The sequence below is a fragment of the Brucella pseudintermedia genome (genome assembly GCF_008932435.1).
GTDB lineage: Bacteria > Pseudomonadota > Alphaproteobacteria > Rhizobiales > Rhizobiaceae > Brucella > Brucella pseudintermedia.
The window spans coordinates 149,073-163,614 of the sequence record NZ_WBWE01000007.1 but is presented as its reverse complement, the minus strand read 5'-3'; the positions used below and the strand labels follow the sequence as shown (position 1 = coordinate 163,614).

Sequence of the window (14,542 nt, the reverse complement as noted above, 5' to 3'; positions counted from 1 at the left end):
CTTAGACGCCCGGCTCTTCTTCCAGCAAACCGGTTACGAAATCGAACAGGCCCGGGCGGCGGTCGCGGCGAAGACGTTCGGCCTCGATAATCGACTTGATCGCGGCGAAGGAGCGGTCGAGGTCTTCATTGATGACGATGTAATCGTACTTCACCCATTTCTGGATCTCGAAGCGGGCATTCTGCAAGCGTGTCTCGATGACATCCGCCGTGTCTTCGGCGCGGCGGTTCAGGCGCTGCTGCAGTTCGCGCATGGTCGGCGGCAGGATGAAGATCGAGACCACATCGGCAGGCATCTTTGCCTGCAACTGGTCTGCGCCCTGCCAGTCGATGTCGAAGAGCATGTCCTGACCGTCGGCCAGCGCAATCTCGGCAGTTTCACGGAGCGTGCCGTAGAAATTGCCGTGAACTTCGGCCCATTCGATCAGTTCGTCATTGTCCCGCAGACGCTCGAATTCGCGTATGGTCTTGAAATGGTAGTGGACCCCCTCGATCTCGCTCGGGCGGCGCTGGCGCGTCGTCACACTGATCGACAAGGAGAGGTTCATCTTCTTGTCTTCTAGCAAAAGCCGGGCGATGGTCGACTTTCCCGCCCCGGAGGGCGATGAGATCACCACCATCAAGCCTCTGCGTGCGACGCCATTTTCAACCGAAGAGATGGCCATGATACCTGTTACTCCAGATTTTGCACTTGTTCGCGAAACTGATCCACGACCGCCTTCAGTTCCAGACCGATGGCTGTGATCGACGCCGCGTTCGATTTGGAACACAGTGTATTTGCTTCACGATTAAATTCCTGTGAAAGAAAATCGAGCTTGCGTCCGATGGGGCCGCCGTCAGCAAGAAGTTTGCGGGCGGACGCCACATGCGTTTCCAGCCGATCAAGTTCTTCCTGAATATCCGCCTTGGTCGCCAGAAACGCCGCTTCCTGATAGAGCCGCGCTTCATCGAGTTCACGCGCGGCATCCAATAGCAGAGCCACCTGCCCCGCGAGACGGGCCTTGATCGCATCGGTACTGCGCGAGGGGTCACGGCGGGCACCCTCGGTCAGTCGTTCAATAGTATCGACATGCGCGGACAGAATGGTGAAAAGAGCCTTGCCTTCCTGTTTGCGGGCGTCGGCAATTGCCTTGAGCGCCTCTTCAAAGCTCGAGACGATGGCCGCTTCCAGCACGCCGCGTTCGTCTTCGTTGTCAGCCACCTGTACTTGGTCGATGATGCCACGCAGCGAAAGAATGCCATCAACACTCGCAGGCGCGAGACCGTGCCTGGCCTGCAAATCCGCACCAAGCTTGAGGACCTCGGCGAGCATCGCCTGGTTGATGGTGAAACCGGCCTGAGCCTCACTGCGTTCTACGTTGAGGCTTGCCTGAAAATTCCCGCGTGAAAAATGGCGTGCCAGCATCGAGCGGACTGGGTGTTCCGCCGCTTCCAGACCTTGCGGCAGACGCAGCCGGAGGTCGAGCCCCTTGCCGTTGACGGAACGCACCTCCCAGACAATGCGCACGTCGCCGCCGTCCACGATGTGCTGCACGGCGTGGCGTGCAAATCCGGTCATGCTTTGGAGCGCCATGCGTTCCATCCCCTCAACTCATGTCCGCAGAGGTGCGGACTTACTCAAAAACCGAACCGAAGCCGGCATCTGCCGCCGGCTTCGGTTAAAACAAACTCACCAGAGGCCGTTCTATTGTCCCGCGCTTTGATCTGGAACGTTGCCGCTATTCCTCTGCTGTTCCACGGAGCGCCACTTGCGAACATTGGCGTTGTGCTCCTGCAACGTCTTTGAGAACACGTGGCCACCCGTTCCGTCGGCGACGAAATAGAGGTCCTCCGTATCCAGCGGGTTGGCAACAGCTTCCAGTGCCGCCTTGCCCGGATTGGCAATCGGCGTCGGCGGCAGACCGTTGATCACATAGGTGTTGTAAGGCGTCGGCTTTTCGATGTCCGACTTGAAGATCGGGCGATCAGACGGCTTGCCGGCCCCACCGAACAGACCATAGATGATGGTCGGATCGGACTGGATGCGCATGCCCTTCTTCAGGCGGTTGACGAAGACCGAGGCCACATGCGGGCGCTCGGACGCGATCCCGGTTTCCTTTTCCACGATGGAAGCCAGCGTCACGAATTCGTTCTTGTCCTTGACCGGCAGGTCGGGATTACGCTTTGCCCAGGCTTCGTCCACGAGCTTCTTCTGGGAAGCGATCATACGGTCGATGATTTCCGAACGCGTCGTGCCGCGGGTGAAATTCAGCGTATCGGTGAAGAGCGAGCCTTCCGGCGGCATGTCCTTCGGCATGTCACCGACAAGAATCGGATCAACCGAAATACGGTCGAAAATCTGCTTCACCGTCAGACCTTCCGGGATGGTCAGCGGGTACATGATGGACTTGCCGCTGATGAGAATATTCATCACATCGCGCATCGTCGCACCCGCAGGGATGGCGTATTCGCCCGCCTTCAGATCATTTTCGTGTCCGAGCGTGCGCATACCATAGCGGAAGATGCGCGCATCGCTGACGATTTCACGGTTTTCCAGACTATTGGAGACTTCGGCGATGCCGGCACCGCGCTTGACAAGAAATGTGGTCTCGGCAGCAAGCGGACCCGGAGCATCGAACTGCATCTTGCCGAAATAGAACAAGGCGGACGCACCGAGCAGAACCAGCACGACGAGCGACAGCATGAAGTTCATGAACACCACGATCTGGCTGCGCGCATGGCGTGAACGCTTGCGCGGCGGCGGCGTTCCCGGCTCGGGGCGCAGAGCTTCAGACGCAGATTTCGGCACGAACGGTTTTGAAGTCGCGTTCGTTTCCTGCGTCGCGCCCGTGGGCTGCTCGTCCGCGGGCGGTGTTCCGGATGGTGCCTCTGAATTCACTCAATCACCTCGGTCCAGAGCCCTGAATAGTTCAACCAAACTATACGAAAAGCTCCGTCTATCTATTTTGGCGCAGCTTCCGACTTTTCCGTCGAATGGCCGCCCAGAACGGCTATGCACTTAATTTCGTCAGAGCGGATGAAACTCTTCGGAGTTGCGACCACACTAACCGGTGTTCACAATTTTAAACATCGCATCCGGTTATATTTTGGCAAAAACGCGGAGAAATCCCCGCGTTTTTTGATTCCGAGATTTATTTCAGCAATACCGATCAGGAATATCGGCGCAGGATCAGCGAAGCATTGGTTCCGCCGAACCCGAAGGAGTTCGACAGCGCCACATCGATCTTGCGTTCACGGGCCTTGTGTGGAACCAGATCGATCTTCGTGGAGACCGCAGGATTGTCCAGATTGAGCGTCGCAGGCGCGATGTTATCGCGGATGGCAAGCGTCGAGAAAATCGCCTCGGCAGCACCAGCAGCACCCAGCAGGTGACCGATGGACGACTTGGTCGAAGACATCGAAACTTTCGACGCGGCGTCGCCAACCACGCGCTCGACAGCGCCCAGTTCGATGGTATCGGCCATGGTCGAAGTGCCATGCGCATTGATGTAGTCGATCTGGTCCGGCGTGATTCCGGCGCGCTTGATGGCCATTTCCATGCAGCGCTGCGCACCCTCGCCGTTCTCGCTTGGAGCGGTGATGTGGTAAGCATCGCCGGAAAGACCATAACCGATGACTTCGGCATAGATCTTCGCGCCGCGCGCCAAAGCGTGTTCAAGCTCCTCAAGAACCACAACGCCCGCACCTTCACCCATGACAAAGCCGTCGCGGTCTTCATCATAAGGACGCGATGCCGCGGTCGGGTCATCGTTGCGCTTCGTGGAGAGCGCCTTGCAGGCAGCGAAGCCTGCAAGCGAGATTCGGCTTACCGGGGATTCCGTACCGCCAGCGACCATCACATCCGCGTCGCCGAAAGCGATCAGGCGGGCAGCGTCGCCAATGGCGTGCGCGCCGGTCGAGCAGGCGGTGACGACCGCGTGGTTCGGGCCGCGCAGCTTGTGCTTGATGGAAACATGGCCAGAAGCCAGATTGATCAGACGGCCGGGAATAAAGAATGGCGAGATGCGTCGCGGACCCTTGTCGCGCAGCGTATAGCCCGCTTCGACGATGCCTTCGATGCCGCCGATGCCGGAACCGATGAGAACGCCGGTGCGAATCTGGTCTTCGTCGCTTTCTGGATGCCAGTTGGCGTCGTCCAGCGCCTGATCGGCAGCGCCGACGGCATAAACGATGAAAGGATCAACCTTGCGCTGTTCCTTCGGCTCCATATGGAGGTCGGCATTGAAGGTGCCATTGGCGCCATCGCCAACCGGGACGCGGCAGGCAATCTGGCAGGCCAGATCATCAACTTCAAATTCCGTGATGCGGCGAGCACCGCTTTCACCGGCAATAAGACGCTTCCAGGTCTCTTCGACACCGCTGGCAAGCGGCGACACCAGACCAAGACCGGTGATGACGACACGCCTCATATCCACCCCTTAAAATTCTGTTATGTCACAAGCACCGCGCCCCGCAGGCTTTAACCGGCAGAACATATGTCCGGGCCTGACTGAAAGGGATGGTGCTCCAATTGTTAAAACCGGAGCCTGCCATATCGAACGCGTTCTCGACCAGCGTTCCGGCAGATTCACAACAGGCCTCGAACGGACCTTTGTGCATGTGCGTTTCGACCGTGAATACGAAAGAAACAGCCAAAGACAAGCAGGGCCGGGATTCGCGAGAACCCCAGCCCAATGCGCAAGTTCAGATTAGGCGGACGCCTTGTCGATGAACTTCACAGCGTCGCCGACCGTAAGGATCGTTTCGGCAGCGTCGTCAGGAATTTCAACGCCGAATTCTTCTTCGAAAGCCATGACCAGCTCGACCGTGTCGAGGCTGTCTGCGCCGAGGTCATCAATGAAGCTTGCGCCTTCCGTGACCTTGTCGGCATCTACGCCCAGATGTTCAACAACGATTTTCTTGACGCGCTCTGCGGTATCGCTCATGTCGGAACCTCGACCTGTGTGTTTGTTGCTCTGCCTTGGTTAGCGGCATGCAGGATTGTAATCAAGTTATAAGATGTCTGCCAAGTTTCGAGCGAAGCCGCCCGGACAGTCATCCTGTGGATATTCCTTTCGGAACAGGATCGCAGCGCTTCTACCCAGAATGCCGCAATTCTCGATGGGCGCATTACCATGCTTCTTGAGCAAGGCAAAGCGCCTTTTCCTTCTCCACCCCCCGTATTAAGGCATTTTATACCATAATTGCGGGGAGAAGGAGGGTTAGATCATGGCCATGCCGCCGTTGACGTGCAGGGTCTGACCGGTCACATAGGCTGCCTCATCGCTTGCCAGATAGACAACGGCAGCAGCAATATCGCCGCCAACGCCCATGCGCTTCATGGGGATATTGCTCATGATCGCCTCCTTCTGCTTATCGTTCAGCTTGTCGGTCATGGCCGATTCGATGAAGCCCGGAGCGATGCAGTTCACGGTAACATTGCGGCTTGCGATTTCCTGCGCCAGCGACTTGGAAAAGCCGATAAGCCCTGCCTTCGATGCGCAGTAATTCGCCTGGCCGGGATTGCCGGTGACGCCAACGATGGAGGTGATGTTGATGATGCGGCCATTGCGGCGGCGCATCATGGGATGGGCCAGTTCGCGCGTCAGATTGAAGACGGACGTCAGGTTGACGTTCAACACGGCATCCCAGTCCTCGTCGCTCATGCGAACGAAGAGCCCGTCGCGGGTAATCCCGGCATTGTTGACCAGAATGTCGACGCCGCCCATCTCCTCTTCGGCCTTCTGGCCGAGGGCCTTTACAGCTTCGCGGTCAGACAGATTGGCCGGAAAGATGAAGGTGCGGTCGCCAAGTTCAGCGGCAAGTTCTTTCAGCTTTTCCTCACGCGTGCCATGCAGGCCCACGATTGCGCCCTGCGCATGAAGTGCGCGGGCAATCGCTTCACCGAGGCCGCCGGTTGCGCCGGTTACCAGAGCCTTGCGGCCAGTCAGATCAAACATGCGAAGTCCCTTTTAAGCGTTGAGGGCGGCAAGCGCCGCTTCGATTTCTTCAGCCGAACCGACAGCCACGCCAGCCACATCCTTCGAGATGCGGCGCGCCAGACCGGTCAGAACCTTGCCCGAACCTACTTCATAAAGCGTGGTGACGCCATTGGCCGCAAACCATTCGACAGTTTCACGCCAGCGCACCTGACCCGTAACCTGCTCGACGAGAAGATCGGCAATCTCGTTGGCATCGGTGACGGGCGCTGCGCGCACATTGGCGATAAGCGGAACGATTGGATTGTGCTTTTCGACCGAAGCGAGTGCTTCGCGCATGGCGTCAGCGGCAGGACCCATCAAAGTCGAATGGAAGGGCGCGGACACCGGCAGCATGATGGCGCGCTTGGCGCCTTTTTCGGACGCCAGCCCGGCAGCCAGTTCGACCGCAGCCTTGGAGCCGGAAATGACGAGCTGACCACCGCCATTGTCATTGGCGATCTGGACCGAACCGGAAGCCCCGGTTTCCGTGCAGACAGCTTCCACGTCGCCATGTTCCAGACCGATGATGGCCGCCATGGCGCCTTCGCCGACGGGAACGGCTTTCTGCATCGCGTTGCCTCGGATGCGCAGGAGACGTGCCGTATCGGCAAGCGAGAACGTTCCTGCTGCGCAAAGCGCGGAATATTCACCAAGCGAATGCCCGGCGACGTAGGAAACCTTATCCTTCAGGGAAAAGCCGCGCGCTTCCATGACCCGCAGCACGGCCATCGAGACCGCCATCAGCGCAGGCTGGGCATTAGCGGTGAGCGTCAGTACGTCTTCCGGTCCCTCGAACATGGTAGCGGAAAGCTTTTCGCCCAGTGCCGCGTCCACTTCCTCGAAAACAGCGCGCGCTTCTGCAAACTGCTCTGCCAGAGCCTTGCCCATGCCCACAGCCTGGCTGCCCTGCCCTGGAAAAGTGAATGCTACCGCCATGAAAGCCTCTTTCATCTTTGCCATTGGAGCGCGTTTCGACCTGACTGTATCAGGCCGGCGCTCCAATTTTTACTTTAACGCGCATCTTATCCGAAAACCGTTTCACACTTTTCGGGATGCGCTCTAATTGCGCAATTTGGCGCGATGTGCCCCAGCGCGGGCAGCAAAGTCAAGTATTTCCCGGTTTTTGTGCCGTTTGCGCCTTGCAAAGCCGGGGAAAAACACGTAATAGCCGCCCGTTCATTGCTCGGCACCAGCTGGGGGCTGAACGGAGGGCCGGCCAAACGGTGCAATTAATTGCATCATTGTCCGTAGAAGTCATAAGCGCTTCTGCCTCCCGTGTCTCCGCTCTCGACCGTCTCAAGTTGCGCGTCCTTTCTTCTCCGGTTTGCCGGATCAAGAGAAGTCGCAGAGGCTTAGCCGCTGGTGTCAGCATGTTGTAACAGAAGAAAGGCAAAGCCAATGGCTCTTTATGAACATGTGCTTCTTGCCCGCCAGGACATTTCCCAGCAGCAGGTCGACGCTCTCGTCGAACAGTTCAAGGGTGTCCTCGAAGCTAATGGCGGCAAGGTCGGTAAGGTCGAAAGCTGGGGTCTGCGTCCCCTCACCTACCGCATCAAGAAGAATCGCAAGGCGTATTACACGCTCGTAAACATTGACGCTCCGGCTGCAGCCGTTGCCGAAATGGAACGCCAGATGCGCATCAACGAAGACGTTCTTCGTTTCCTCACCGTTCGCGTTGAAGAACACGAAGAAGGCCAGTCGGCCATGCTCACCCGCCGTGACGACCGTCGCGAACGCGATGGCGACGACCGTCCGCGCCGCCGTGAAGGCGGTTTCGACCGTGGCGATCGCGGTGATCGCGGCCCACGTCGCCCACGCGACAACGAAGCTGGTGAAGGAGCATAATCATGGTTGATATCAATCAGATCCCGACCCGTCGTCCTTTCCATCGCCGTCGCAAGACGTGCCCGTTCTCCGGCGCAAACGCACCGAAGATCGACTACAAGGACATCAAGCTTCTGCAGCGTTACATTTCGGAACGTGGCAAGATCGTTCCTTCCCGTATCACGGCTGTCAGCCAGAAGAAGCAGCGTGAACTCGCCAAGGCGATCAAGCGCGCCCGTTTCCTCGGCCTGCTGCCTTACGTCGTGAAGTAAGAAGAATTCGGGAGGTGGTTCGCCTCCTCCCGTTTCCTCCGTTGCGATGGGCGTAGCGGACGTACCAAAAACCCAAGTTGGGGCAGAGTCCTCTAACTGCACGAACCGGCGAGACCGGAGCAGGACAGCGATGAAATTCAACGGAACCATTATCGGTATCGGCATATTGGCGGGGCTTGCCTCGGCCTTGATGTCGTCCGGCGTCATCGTTCAGGGTGGCGCGATGGCCGCTATGGTCATGGTTCTCTATTTCCTGACACCGCTTCCCATCTTCATTGTTGCCCTTGGCTGGGGGTCGAGCGCAGGCATCGTTGCTGCCGCCACCGCCACGGTTGCCGTCGGCGTTGTCGCCGTCCCGCTCGCAGCCCTCTTGATGGCATTGACGAGCTTCATTCCAGCAGCAATCGGCGCCTACCTGTCCGGCCTCGCGCGGCCAGCGGAAGAAGTGGGCGGACCAAAGGATATTCTCGTCTGGTATCCACTGTCGGACATCGTGTTCCGGCTCGCCTTGATGGTGGCGCTCAGCTTCATCGTTATCGGCGCAATTCTCGGCTTTGGCCCGGACATGGCGCGCGAACTCGCAAGTACGCTCATCGATCGTGTTGCCGAAGCCGATCCACAGTTCACAGCCAGCGAGGACATTCGGGACAATGTGACCGCATTGCTGATGGTCGCCTTGCCTGCAATCCAGCCTGCGACGTGCCTCGCGATTCTCGTCGGCAATCTTTATCTGGCGCAGCGCCTGATCTCCATGTCGGGCCGCCTGCGCCGACCGCGCGACGACTGGCCAGCGACGCTGCGTATGCCGCGTCCGGCTTTGCTTGTCTTCGCGGTCGCCCTTGCGGTTGCATTTCTCCCCGGCGGAGCCGGACTGATTGCAACCGTCGTTGCCGGCGCTCTTAGCGCAGGCTTCATTATGTCAGGTCTTGCCATCATGCATTTTCGCACGCGTGGCAAGGTATGGCGCCCGGTGGCGCTATGGCTTGCCTATTTTGCGATCATACTCTTCGCATTCCTGCTTTTCGTCTTCATGGTTCTTGGACTTTTCGACACTTCGCGCGGTGCGCCGGTTTCGAAAATGCCGGGTGCCGACAGTCAATAAACCCAGTCAGAAACTCGAAAGGAAACTCCAATGGAAGTCATTCTTCTGGAACGCATTGGCCGCCTCGGCCAGATGGGCGAAACCGTCAAGGTCAAGGACGGCTATGCCCGTAACTTCCTGCTGCCGCAGGGCAAGGCTCTTCGCGCCAACGAAGCCAACAAGAAGAAGTTCGAAGGCCAGCGTGCCCAGCTCGAAGCCCAGAACCTGGAACGCAAGAACGAAGCCAGCGCCGTTGCTGAAAAGCTCAATGGCGAAAGCTTCATCGTCGTGCGTTCGGCTGGTGAAACCGGCCAGCTCTACGGTTCCGTTTCGACCCGTGACATCGCCGAAATCATTTCCGCCAACGGCTTCACCCTGCATCGCAATCAGGTTGAACTGAACCACCCGATCAAGACCATCGGCCTGCACGAAGTCTCGATTTCGCTGCATCCGGAAGTTCAGGTTCAGGTAACCGTCAACATCGCCCGTTCGACCGAAGAAGCCGAACGCCAGGCAAAGGGTGAAGACCTGACCTCGATCGAAGCCATCTATGGCATCGAGGAACAGCCTCTGTCGGAAGAAGTCTTCGACGACGAAGACGAAGCTGAAGATCAGGCTTAATTAGCCACCTATTATCCGCGGGAATGCCCGGCCAACCGGCGTTCATTCCCATCGTGGTAAACTTTATATGATCGTGCCCGGCGGCCTTCGCCGGGCATTTTCTCTTTTCAGATCGATAAAACTCCCTATTCTGTTCATTAGTATTGGATTGTAGAGGGTGCCGACGGAAACGTCTGCGTTGCTTGGGCACGACTCCCTAGGCCGATTGACCGATTGGGATATTGCCTGAAATCTGATGACAGAGCGGCTCTGATACCATGCACCGCCGCCTGCCATGCAAACGCATGGACGTGCACTCGCTTCATCCTGGAGAGGAGATGGGGCCGATGTATGGAATGTTGCGTACTGTTCTTTCGCATATGATTAAAATCGGTGACCTGATTGTCACCGATTCCGAGGGGTCGCGATTTCAGTATGGCGACAGGACCGGCGCGCCGGTTCATGTTCAGTTCAAGACCCGGCATGCCGAGCGGGCCGTTGCGCTCGACCCGGAATTAAAGCTTGCCGAATGCTTCATGGATGGCGAGATCGACTTTCTGGAAGGCGATATCTATACGCTGCTTCAGGTGGTGTTTGAAAATACCGGACCGACAGCGGCAACCGAGCCGTGGATGAAAGCCGCCGGGAAACTGCGCGTGCTCTTCCGCCGCTTCCAGCAGATGAACACGATTTCGCGTTCATCGAGCAATATCAAAAGTCATTACGATCTCTCGGGCGAGTTGTACGACCTGTTTCTCGATCCCGACAAACAGTATTCCTGCGCCTATTTCGATCCGCCAAATGCCACACTTGCCGAGGCGCAGCTTGCCAAGAAACGCCATATCGCCGCCAAGATGCTGGTAAAGGAAGGCGACAAGGTGCTCGATATCGGCTGCGGCTGGGGCGGCATGGGGCTTTATCTCGCCCGCCATCTCAAGGCCAATGTCACGGGCGTAACCTTGTCCGAAGAGCAGCACGCTATCGCCAACCAGCGCGCGAAGGATGAGGGACTGGCCGACAGTGCGAAATTCGAGCTGACCGATTATCGCAATATCAACGACAAGTTTGACAGGCTTGTTTCGGTCGGCATGTTCGAGCATGTCGGTGTCGGCCATTTCGCCGAATATTTTCAGCATGTGGCGCGGCTGATGAAGCCGGATGGCGTCTTTCTGCTGCACGCCATCGGACGTGCCGATGGGCCGGGAGCCACCAATCCGTTCATCCGCAAATACATCTTCCCCGGCGGTTATATCCCCGCACTTTCAGAGGTTCTGCCGCATATCGAGAAGGCCGGGCTTTATGTCACTGACATTGAAATCCTCCGGCTGCATTACGCGGAAACGCTGAAGGCGTGGCGAGAGGCATTCATGGCCAATCGCGACAAGGCAAAGGCGCTTTATGACGAGCGCTTCTGCCGCATGTGGGAATTTTATCTTGCTGCATCGGAGAGCGCGTTCCGCTGGCAGAACATGATGGTGTTCCACATTCAGATCGCTCACAAACAGGAATCCGTTCCGCTGACCCGCAACTATATCGAGGCCGAGGAGAAGCGCCTCAAACGCCTCGACAGTGCCCCCAAAGGGGCCAATAGCGAGGTGCGGGCCGTCAGGAAAAGCATGAACGCCTGAATTTAATTCCGCCGATTCGATAGGTCAGTCCGCGTCAATAGCGGGCTGACCGAACGACGATCCCAACTGTGGATCAGTGTGAATCATGGTATAGCTTGTCTCTTCCAGCAGGAATCACCCGAAGCGTCGTTGCGTTTGGCATCGCCTGAGGGTTAGCTGGTTGCATCAGGGACAGGAATTGGAATCATGGCGGAAGCGGCGGTACGCAAACTCGATGACGCGCGGGAGCAGAAAGACGCGCTCTATCGTGAAGCACCCCACAATATTGAAGCGGAACAGGCGCTGCTCGGCGCCATTCTGATCAATAACGATGCGTTTTACCGGGTATCGGACTTCCTCAAGCCCACCCATTTCTTCGAGCCGCTGCACCGGCGTATTTATGAGATCACGACCGATCTTATCCGCGTCGGCAAGATGGCCAACCCCGTGACGATGAAGACCTTCCTGCCTACCGAAGGCAAGGTCGGCGATCTCACCATCTTCCAGTATGTGACGCGCCTCGCAACCGAAGCCGTTACCATCATCAACGCAGAAGATTATGGCCGCGCCATTTACGATCTGGCGACGCGCCGCGCGCTGATCGGCATCGGCGAAGACATGGTGAATGTTGCCTATGACGCGCCTGTCGACATGGCGCCGCAGGAACAGATCGAGGACGCCGAACGCCGCCTGTTCGAACTGGCGGAAACAGGTCGGTATGACGGCGGCTTCCTGCCCTTCAAGGACGCGGTGACAACCGCCGTGGATATGGCCAACGCCGCTTTCATGCGCGATGGCCATCTTTCCGGCATTTCGACCGGCATCCATTCGCTCGACGCGAAGATGGGCGGCTTGCAGCCTTCCGACTTGATCATCCTTGCCGGTCGTCCCGGCATGGGCAAGACCTCGCTTGCCACCAATATCGCCTTCAACATCGCCAACGCCTATGAAGGCGAACAGCAGGCTGATGGTTCGATGAAAGCCGTGAATGGTGGCGTCGTCGGGTTCTTTTCGCTCGAAATGTCGGCGGAACAGCTCGCCACCCGTATCATTTCCGAGCAGACGGAAGTTTCCTCCTCGAAAATCCGCCGCGGCGACATCACCGAGACCGACTTTGAGAAGCTCGTCGCCTGCTCGCAGGTAATGCAGAAAATTCCGCTCTATATCGACCAGACCGGCGGCATCTCGATTGCCCAACTTGCAGCACGTGCGCGTCGCCTCAAGCGCCAGCGCGGTCTCGACGTTCTGGTGATCGACTACGTACAGCTGATGACCGGCTCGTCGAAAGCTTCCGCGCAGAACCGCGTGCAGGAAATCACCGAAATCACCACCGGCCTCAAGGCGCTTGGCAAGGAACTCAATGTTCCGATCATCGCGCTGTCGCAGCTCTCTCGTCAGGTGGAAAGCCGCGACGACAAGCGCCCGCAGCTTTCCGACCTTCGCGAATCGGGCTCCATTGAGCAGGACGCTGACGTGGTGCTGTTCGTGTTCCGCGAGGAATATTACGTCAAGAATCTCGAGCCGCGCGACGAATTTGACCCGAAATATGAAGAATGGAAGCAGCACTTTGAAAAAGTGCGTGGCACTGCGGACGTCATTATCGCCAAGCAGCGTCATGGGCCTACCGGCACGGTCAAGCTCGCTTTCCAGTCCGAGTTCACGCGATTTGCAGACTTGGCCGAGGGTTCTTATCTCCCGGAACAGTATGAATAAACTCACATTCGCGATGGAGCGCGTCTGATGGCCAAGGCGCGCGTTCAATTCATTTGCCAGAATTGCGGCGCGGTCCATTCGCGCTGGGCAGGCAAGTGCGACTCCTGCGGCGAGTGGAACACGCTCGTCGAGGAAGGCACCAATAGCGGCATCGGCTCCGGGCCGGGTGCCATGCTGTCCAAGCGCAAGGGACGCGCCGTCGCCCTCACCTCGCTCTCCGGCGACATAGAGGATGCGCCGCGTATCATTTCCGGCATCAGCGAGCTTGACCGCGTTACCGGCGGCGGTTTCGTGCGTGGTTCCGCGCTTCTGATCGGCGGCGATCCCGGTATCGGCAAATCCACGCTTTTGACACAGGCAGCGGCGGCGCTCGCCAATCGCGGACATCGCATTGTCTATGTTTCAGGCGAAGAAGCCGTCGCACAGATTCGGTTGCGCGCGCAGCGTCTCGGCGTTGTATCGTCGGCAGTGGAGCTTGCCGCCGAAACCAATGTCGAAGACATTATCGCCACCATTTCAGACGGCAAACGCCCGGATCTGGTGATCATCGATTCGATCCAGACGCTATGGACCGACATGGCAGACTCCGCGCCCGGCACGGTCACGCAGGTGCGCTCGTCGGCGCAAGCGCTGATCCGCTATGCCAAGCAGACGGGCGCAGCGGTTGTGCTGGTCGGCCACGTGACCAAGGAGGGCCAGATTGCCGGTCCCCGCGTGGTTGAGCACATGGTTGACGGCGTTCTCTATTTCGAGGGCGAAGGCGGCCACCATTACCGCATTCTACGAACGGTGAAGAACCGCTTCGGCCCGACCGACGAAATCGGCGTTTTCGAAATGTCGGATGGCGGCTTGCGCGAGGTTTCAAACCCGTCCGAGCTTTTTCTCGGCGAGCGCAATGCCAAGGCTCCCGGCGCCGCCGTCTTCGCCGGTATGGAGGGCACGCGCCCGGTGCTGGTGGAAATTCAGGCCCTTGTCGCGCCCTCCTCGCTCGGCACACCGCGTCGTGCGGTCGTCGGCTGGGATGGCGGGCGTCTTGCCATGATCCTCGCCGTTCTCGAATCGCATTGCGGCGTTCGTTTCGGCCAGCACGATGTCTACCTGAATGTTGCAGGCGGTTATCGTATCAGCGAGCCTGCTGCGGATATAGCTGTGGCTGCCGCACTTGTTTCATCCATGGCCGGTATTGCCCTTCCGCCAGATTGTGTTTATTTCGGCGAAATCAGCCTTTCCGGTGCTGTTCGCGCGGTAACGCATGCGGTACAGAGGCTTAAGGAAGCGGAGAAACTCGGCTTCCGGCAGGCAGAAGTGCCCGGCGGCAGCGGCGAACTCTGGAAAGATCGCAGCTTCCGCCTCATGGAAACTTCGGCTTTGCCCGATCTGGTGGCGCGTATCGCGGCTTCAGGCTCCGGAAAGAAGCAATAAATCTGGAGTTTTATGACTGGAAGAATCTGTCAACCTTCCGGTGATAAACTCCAGCATCTTTGAC

The 14,542-nt window shown here is 58.2% G+C and carries 14 protein-coding genes; 7 read left to right on the top strand and 7 right to left on the bottom strand.

The features are described from left to right. Position 1: 1 nt before the first annotated feature. The 7 genes from gmk to fabD form a co-directional block, all read right to left on the bottom strand. On the bottom strand, positions 2 to 664 hold the full coding sequence (gene gmk, locus F9K78_RS11225; RefSeq protein WP_006466226.1) for a guanylate kinase: 663 nt from the start codon (positions 662 to 664) through the stop codon (positions 2 to 4). A gap of 8 nt (positions 665 to 672) precedes the next feature. After that, positions 673 to 1,572 (bottom strand): YicC/YloC family endoribonuclease, encoded by a 900-nt coding sequence (locus F9K78_RS11220; RefSeq protein ID WP_151682191.1) that lies wholly within the window; start codon positions 1,570 to 1,572, stop codon positions 673 to 675. Between the two features lie 111 nt (positions 1,573 to 1,683). Then, on the bottom strand, positions 1,684 to 2,877 hold the full coding sequence (gene mltG / locus F9K78_RS11215) for an endolytic transglycosylase MltG (protein ID WP_006466224.1): 1,194 nt from the start codon (positions 2,875 to 2,877) through the stop codon (positions 1,684 to 1,686). A gap of 271 nt (positions 2,878 to 3,148) precedes the next feature. Continuing rightward, entirely contained in the window at positions 3,149 to 4,408 is a 1,260-nt protein-coding gene (fabF, locus tag F9K78_RS11210; protein WP_151656361.1) for a beta-ketoacyl-ACP synthase II, read from the bottom strand. Between the two features lie 279 nt (positions 4,409 to 4,687). After that, positions 4,688 to 4,924, bottom strand: a complete 237-nt coding sequence (locus F9K78_RS11205) for an acyl carrier protein (protein ID WP_002963616.1) — start codon at positions 4,922 to 4,924, stop codon at positions 4,688 to 4,690. A gap of 276 nt (positions 4,925 to 5,200) precedes the next feature. After that, on the bottom strand, positions 5,201 to 5,938 hold the full coding sequence (fabG, locus tag F9K78_RS11195) for a 3-oxoacyl-[acyl-carrier-protein] reductase (protein WP_151682190.1): 738 nt from the start codon (positions 5,936 to 5,938) through the stop codon (positions 5,201 to 5,203). Between the two features lie 12 nt (positions 5,939 to 5,950). Continuing rightward, complete coding sequence (gene fabD, locus F9K78_RS11190; RefSeq protein ID WP_151682189.1) at positions 5,951 to 6,895, bottom strand: ACP S-malonyltransferase; 945 nt, start codon at positions 6,893 to 6,895, stop codon at positions 5,951 to 5,953. Between the two features lie 462 nt (positions 6,896 to 7,357). On the opposite strand from fabD, the gene rpsF reads away from it, so the two are divergent. The 7 genes from rpsF (at position 7,358) to radA (ending at position 14,478) form a co-directional block, all read left to right on the top strand. Further along, complete coding sequence (gene rpsF / locus F9K78_RS11180; RefSeq protein ID WP_121980543.1) at positions 7,358 to 7,804, top strand: 30S ribosomal protein S6; 447 nt, start codon at positions 7,358 to 7,360, stop codon at positions 7,802 to 7,804. 2 nt (positions 7,805 to 7,806) lie between these two features. Continuing rightward, a complete protein-coding gene (gene rpsR, locus F9K78_RS11175) occupies positions 7,807 to 8,055 on the top strand; it encodes a 30S ribosomal protein S18 (protein ID WP_006466219.1) in 249 nt (82 codons plus the stop codon). 130 nt (positions 8,056 to 8,185) lie between these two features. Then, the gene (locus tag F9K78_RS11170; RefSeq protein WP_151682188.1) at positions 8,186 to 9,157 is read left to right on the top strand and encodes a DUF2232 domain-containing protein; all 972 of its coding nucleotides are present in this window, start codon (positions 8,186 to 8,188) and stop codon (positions 9,155 to 9,157) included. 30 nt (positions 9,158 to 9,187) lie between these two features. Further along, a complete protein-coding gene (rplI, locus tag F9K78_RS11165; RefSeq protein WP_006470673.1) occupies positions 9,188 to 9,757 on the top strand; it encodes a 50S ribosomal protein L9 in 570 nt (189 codons plus the stop codon). A 326-nt stretch (positions 9,758 to 10,083) separates the two neighbouring features. Continuing rightward, positions 10,084 to 11,364 (top strand): SAM-dependent methyltransferase, encoded by a 1,281-nt coding sequence (locus F9K78_RS11160; protein WP_121980545.1) that lies wholly within the window; start codon positions 10,084 to 10,086, stop codon positions 11,362 to 11,364. 186 nt (positions 11,365 to 11,550) lie between these two features. After that, positions 11,551 to 13,056, top strand: a complete 1,506-nt coding sequence (locus tag F9K78_RS11155) for a replicative DNA helicase (RefSeq protein WP_112590386.1) — start codon at positions 11,551 to 11,553, stop codon at positions 13,054 to 13,056. 27 nt (positions 13,057 to 13,083) lie between these two features. Further along, a complete protein-coding gene (gene radA / locus F9K78_RS11150) occupies positions 13,084 to 14,478 on the top strand; it encodes a DNA repair protein RadA (protein ID WP_151682187.1) in 1,395 nt (464 codons plus the stop codon). Positions 14,479 to 14,542: the final 64 nt, after the last annotated feature.

What these genes read in the sequence shown, in the direction of transcription:
- fabG (WP_151682190.1), bottom strand. Translation starts at nt 5,938, where the DNA reads ATGTTTGATCTGACTGGCCGCAAGGCTCTGGTAACCGGCGCAACCGGC.
- F9K78_RS11155 (WP_112590386.1), top strand. Translation starts at nt 11,551, where the DNA reads ATGGCGGAAGCGGCGGTACGCAAACTCGATGACGCGCGGGAGCAGAAA.
- F9K78_RS11160 (WP_121980545.1), top strand. Translation starts at nt 10,084, where the DNA reads ATGTATGGAATGTTGCGTACTGTTCTTTCGCATATGATTAAAATCGGT.
- rpsF (WP_121980543.1), top strand. Translation starts at nt 7,358, where the DNA reads ATGGCTCTTTATGAACATGTGCTTCTTGCCCGCCAGGACATTTCCCAG.
- rplI (WP_006470673.1), top strand. Translation starts at nt 9,188, where the DNA reads ATGGAAGTCATTCTTCTGGAACGCATTGGCCGCCTCGGCCAGATGGGC.
- gmk (WP_006466226.1), bottom strand. Translation starts at nt 664, where the DNA reads ATGGCCATCTCTTCGGTTGAAAATGGCGTCGCACGCAGAGGCTTGATG.
- F9K78_RS11220 (WP_151682191.1), bottom strand. Translation starts at nt 1,572, where the DNA reads ATGGCGCTCCAAAGCATGACCGGATTTGCACGCCACGCCGTGCAGCAC.
- radA (WP_151682187.1), top strand. Translation starts at nt 13,084, where the DNA reads ATGGCCAAGGCGCGCGTTCAATTCATTTGCCAGAATTGCGGCGCGGTC.
- fabF (WP_151656361.1), bottom strand. Translation starts at nt 4,408, where the DNA reads ATGAGGCGTGTCGTCATCACCGGTCTTGGTCTGGTGTCGCCGCTTGCC.
- rpsR (WP_006466219.1), top strand. Translation starts at nt 7,807, where the DNA reads ATGGTTGATATCAATCAGATCCCGACCCGTCGTCCTTTCCATCGCCGT.
- fabD (WP_151682189.1), bottom strand. Translation starts at nt 6,895, where the DNA reads ATGGCGGTAGCATTCACTTTTCCAGGGCAGGGCAGCCAGGCTGTGGGC.
- F9K78_RS11205 (WP_002963616.1), bottom strand. Translation starts at nt 4,924, where the DNA reads ATGAGCGATACCGCAGAGCGCGTCAAGAAAATCGTTGTTGAACATCTG.
- F9K78_RS11170 (WP_151682188.1), top strand. Translation starts at nt 8,186, where the DNA reads ATGAAATTCAACGGAACCATTATCGGTATCGGCATATTGGCGGGGCTT.